The 4,802-nt window shown below is 31.1% G+C and carries 5 protein-coding genes and 1 pseudogene; 4 read left to right on the forward strand and 2 right to left on the reverse strand.

Going from position 1 to position 4,802, the window contains the following annotated elements:
- The 4 genes and pseudogenes from Q0075_RS01275 to Q0075_RS01290 all read left to right on the forward strand — a co-directional run.
- A pseudogene (locus tag Q0075_RS01275) lies at nucleotides 1-279 on the forward strand (hypothetical protein); the annotation flags it as partial.
- Nucleotides 279-674 carry a DUF5675 family protein gene (locus tag Q0075_RS01280; RefSeq protein WP_297867935.1) on the forward strand — a complete coding sequence of 132 codons (396 nt, stop codon included), beginning with the start codon at nucleotides 279-281 and terminating at the stop codon, nucleotides 672-674. The pseudogene Q0075_RS01275 and the gene Q0075_RS01280, both read left to right, overlap by 1 nt.
- Before the next feature lie 11 nt (nucleotides 675-685).
- The gene (locus tag Q0075_RS01285) at nucleotides 686-934 is read left to right on the forward strand and encodes a hypothetical protein (RefSeq protein ID WP_297867936.1); all 249 of its coding nucleotides are present in this window, start codon (nucleotides 686-688) and stop codon (nucleotides 932-934) included.
- Between the two features lies 1 nt (nucleotide 935).
- The gene (locus tag Q0075_RS01290) at nucleotides 936-1,109 is read left to right on the forward strand and encodes a hypothetical protein (protein WP_297867937.1); all 174 of its coding nucleotides are present in this window, start codon (nucleotides 936-938) and stop codon (nucleotides 1,107-1,109) included.
- A gap of 112 nt (nucleotides 1,110-1,221) precedes the next feature.
- On the opposite strand, the gene Q0075_RS01295 is transcribed toward Q0075_RS01290, so the two are convergent.
- Nucleotides 1,222-3,513: a restriction endonuclease gene (locus Q0075_RS01295; RefSeq protein ID WP_297867938.1), complete on the reverse strand. Its 2,292-nt coding sequence runs from the start codon at nucleotides 3,511-3,513 to the stop codon at nucleotides 1,222-1,224.
- 189 nt (nucleotides 3,514-3,702) lie between these two features.
- Nucleotides 3,703-4,125 carry a hypothetical protein gene (locus tag Q0075_RS01300; RefSeq protein ID WP_297867939.1) on the reverse strand — a complete coding sequence of 141 codons (423 nt, stop codon included), beginning with the start codon at nucleotides 4,123-4,125 and terminating at the stop codon, nucleotides 3,703-3,705.
- Nucleotides 4,126-4,802: the final 677 nt, after the last annotated feature.

Raw genomic sequence — 4,802 nt, forward strand, 5'->3', positions numbered from 1 at the left:
AGTGGAACTACTCACTACAAAATCATTTCAGGTGGAGCTGAAATTGATTTTGAAGCTGAAACGTATGTGGTTGCTACTTCTGAAACGGCAATTTTACCATGGGATGGAACTGCTACTGCTCCAATTAATCAAGTGAATGAGGTTACACCTGCAAGTACAAAACCATTATTTTTGGCTTTAGGTGTTGAGTTCTACCAAGAGATTAATGGGCAAATGTATCCGTTGAAAAATGGTGCTTTTAACCCATTATCAATTGCGAAAGTTGATAGCGGTGTGTAATGGTTATTTGGTTAACTAGAACTTATTTCCCTGAAGGAACAAATGGTAAACTCGAATGCGAAGGCAAATTGATTTGTAATACAATTGAATTGCCGTGGAAGATGAACGAAACGAAGGTTTCCTGCATTCCGGAAGGGAAATATTTTATTAGAAAGCGATACAGTGCAAAATTCAAATGGCATTTAGAATTGGTGAATGTACCGAACAGAACTTATATTTTGATACATCCTGCCAATAATGCGAAAAGGGAATTACATGGCTGTATTGCTCCTGTTACAAAACTTTCTGGACCTGGATTAGGTTTAATGTCTAGAAAAGCTTTTACGAAGTTGAAATACTTGGTTTTTAAAGCTTTGGACAATAACGAAAGTGTAGAATTGATTGTACAATCTTAATTTTTGAAAAGATGAATATAGTAGAACGTGCTAAGGCACCCACTCCGAAATTTTTTAAGGTTTTGCGCACCATTGGATTAGCCTTATTAGCAGTAAGTGGAAGCATTGTAGCTGCTCCAGTAGCTTTACCTGCTGTTGTTGTAACCGTTGCGGGTTATGCTGCCGTTGCAGGCGGTGTTATATCAGCGGTAAGCCAAATTACTGTTGATGACAAAACCGACAAAAAAGATGAGGTTAAGCCCGAAAATGACGTTGAATGAAATGGATAATTCCTTAACTTTGAAGGCAGGAACTTTTGGAGGATTTGCATTGAGTGTTATACCTAATTTAACCTCAGCAGATATCTTAAAAACGATAGTTTTAGCCTTTATTGGAGCAGTAGTGAGTTTTGGTGTTACGGTGATTTTAAAACGCCTCACCTCAAAAAAGAAATAAGCTCAGTTTTGATTGGTTACCTTTACTGAGTATGAGAAAGCCTAGTCGGAAGACCAGGCTTTTTTTTTTATTTTTAAGAGCCGTGTATTATCGATTGTTTTATTATGGGTAACTAACGTTCAAATATTGCATCGATATCATCATCGCTTGAACTTCCAGAATAAAAGCCACCGTGACTTTCACGATCATAGTCAGGCTCATAACTTTCCAAATATCTAGTTATTTTTGAATCTACATCAATACTTGATATTATGTCTGATGTTGAAAAAGAAATTTTATTAAGAACATTTTCATTGAAGCCATCTAAAAATGAATCAAGATTTTGTCTTATTTCATCTTCAACACCATTAATATCAACATTTGGCTCATAATCACCTTGATAATAATTGTATGAATTTGAGATGTGTCTGGAGTAATCTATATCCAAATCATTATTATTAACAATACTAATTAAGTATTTATCAAGTAAAATAACAATTTGCATTAGAATATTTTCATCATCAATATCATTATTATCAACAAAATTTAATAGTCTTTTTAATGTATCTTCATCATCTACATCGTTTATAAAACCATGCAGAAATTCGAAATTTTGAAATTTAATTTTGGGTTCAAATTCTGTGAGAATGAATAATAATTCCCACAATCTCTCACCACTTGGGTTATCTGCATTTATTATAATGTTCAAAAAGGTTTCTAATCTTTTATTAATTATATCATCAAAAAAGTCAATGTAACTTAAGGCAATTAAAAAATCCCAATTCTGATCTTTTAGTTTACTTTCAAAGAAGAAATCAAATAGATTTCCTAATATTCTACTAGTATGATTTTTATTTATTTTGTTATTCCTCAATAAAGTATGTAAATAATCAATTGATACTTCTGAATTTAATGATTTAAAAATATTACAAATTAAATCAATTTCATTTGAGTATGCACCTAATACAAAATCTGCAATTGAAGGATTAAATAGCACATATTCATATTTTTCGTCTCCAATTTGATTTCTATTCAATAATGATTTTGTAGCTAGCTTTCTTACCGATTCAAAACTTTTATCAGTATTATCTCCAAAATTTAAGGGGTGAATCCGTAGATATGTATTATAAGAATCTCTCAAACTTTCTTCAGATATTTTACCATTATTAAAAACAGTTAAAAATGTTAGAGCTCTTACAAAGTCATCAGTTTGATTTTGAAAATATCCTTCCCAAATAACTTCAGGGTTATTTAGACTTTGATGAATATATGTCCAATAGTTTTCTGATTTAATATCACCAATAACAGAAGAATCGGTTATAAATTCGATAATTCTTGGATTAAAATTTCTGTGCTTGATAATGTCTTTATATCTTTTTTCTTTATAAATTACATCAATAAATTGTTTTGGTAATTTTGAATGATAAATATGATTATAAAGAATTTTTGCTTTATCTATATTAGTTAAGTTTTCAATTGTAAGTAGAAATTCATTCTCTCTTATTTTTAAATTTTGAAAAATATGACTTAAACTGTAAGCTTTATTCAAAATGTTTGTTCGTGATGTAAGAATAAATTTTTTACTATTATCCTTTCTAATTCTACTAATGAATTTGACAATATGGGAATCCTTTTTATTATTGATAGCGTCATAAATATTACTTCCTAAGAAGTCATCACAATAAAAAAGAATTTTTTTTTGTTCATTTTCGCGATACAAACTTTCAGCTTCGCTTATATTTTCTTCAATATCACAGAATTCATAACCTTTTGCTATATATAGAATTGCCAAATTATCAGCAAGTGTAGTTTTACCAATTCCTGGTTCACCTGTCAGAATTATAACATTGTTTTCTTCTAAAATTTTAAGCCCCTTGTTATGATTTTCAGTAACTACATATCTAAATGAATTTTCTTCAATGTCTCGTATAGTAAATTGACTTCTACCTTTTATTGCATTGTTAATTAAAATGTCTATTACACTTGTACTAGTAATCCAAAGTTTATAGTTTCTTTCGACAACGTCCTGATTTTCTTTCTTAGATAAAAACAAATTCAAGTCTTCTTTTCCCCAAACATCTCTTTCAGTTTGAATGTATGGTTTAAAAATATTTAGAATTTCTTTTTTATTTACTCTAGAAAGTGCTTTTGAAGTTATAAAAATGTATTTACTAGGATTTAACTTTTTTACTTTGTCTAATTCCTCGTTTTTTAATTTTGAAATTAATTGTGAATATGGAGTTGCAAAATAATGTTTGCATTGTATAATGCCTTCTTTTTTGTCTCCAATCCAGAATCTACCATCTACACCACCATCTCTTCCAGACTTAAAAATTTCAACTTTAATGCTATGTTCTTTTTCAATTACAGTTGCTGCTAAAATTTCAAATTCTCTGTCATTTAATTTTGAGTAGTCATATTCCATTTCCTTAATTAGTTTGATCCAAATTTACAGATTAATATTCTCTAATTTGGATGGCTTTTTTTTGTAAAATTGTCGCTAACTTGCTTATGTACCCTATTTTATAGCTTTTTTCAAATATAAATACATTATTTCGATTATCTTTCCAATTTTAAATAAAAAAAGCCTAGACTAATTAGTCTAGGCTTACTTTTATTTATTTCTATACCTCATCATAATAGCGTTCTTAAGTTCGTTGATGAGGTGTAAGTTTTTGTTAAAGTGGTTTTCTTGTTCTTGCAGCAGCTTTAAAGCTTTAATGTTTTTAAGGTGTTGCTCGTGTTCTCGCATCATACGAGTTGCTCTTGGATTGAACTCTTTTTTGAAGTCATAAAGCGTTATAAATGGAATTACAGAACCTTTAAGATACGGATTCCAGAATTTGGATTTCCATAGGCTCATGGATATCCAAAAAATTTCCTCTTTTTGAGTTTCGGTTTGAAAGACTAATACAAAGCTATTCGTAAAAGCTTCATTATTAGGTTTTCCGCTATTCAGTCCTTTTGATAATACGAAAAAATGTGGTTTGGCATAGTGCGCCCCAGGGTGGTGGGTTTTGATAAAAATAGTGTCCATAATACAAGGATTTAACAGGTTAACTTCCTTCTTCTTTCCTTCGTGATTGCCCGAAATGTGATTGGAAACCGAGATGCCCCACACACATTTTTGCAAAAGAAAAAAGGAAAAAAAAGAAAGCCGTCTTACCTTGTAGAGGGTTTCAAAAAAGAAAGTTTTTCGGATAAAATACTACCCATATGCGTCTGTGTAAACACTAAGTGGATGTTGTGGTTTTGAAAATGTATGGGTGGAGATTTTATCCGGAACCGAAGGCTTGAACTTGCTTTTTTGAATACCCGGAACAAACCTTTGGCTTCTTTTTTTATCCTTTTTTTGTAAAAATGTTTACCCCAAATGTTCTTATGAAATGAGGTTTTAAGGGTGTTCAATCAGGATTCGTAAACAAGGGTGTGGTTTTCTTTTTTTTACTAGACGACCTCGACTACGCTCGGTTTGACAATATGGCTTTGTGAAGATGAAAAAAAAGAAAACCACACTCTTGTGATAGTTTGATTTTTGAGGATGCTTGTTGGTTCAGTTAGCAGTCGCAGTTTTCAGTTAGCAGTTTTGGTCTGATGAAAATGGGAAGCATCTTCAAAAAACAATGAAAATTACGTTAGCGGTAGCGTTCCTATTATTCTTCGGGTGGGTGCGGCTGGGAGCGGATATTTTACATAATAACCCTTATAACTTTC

The organism is uncultured Flavobacterium sp., assembly GCF_937967675.1.
Classification (GTDB): Bacteria; Bacteroidota; Bacteroidia; order Flavobacteriales; family Flavobacteriaceae; genus Flavobacterium.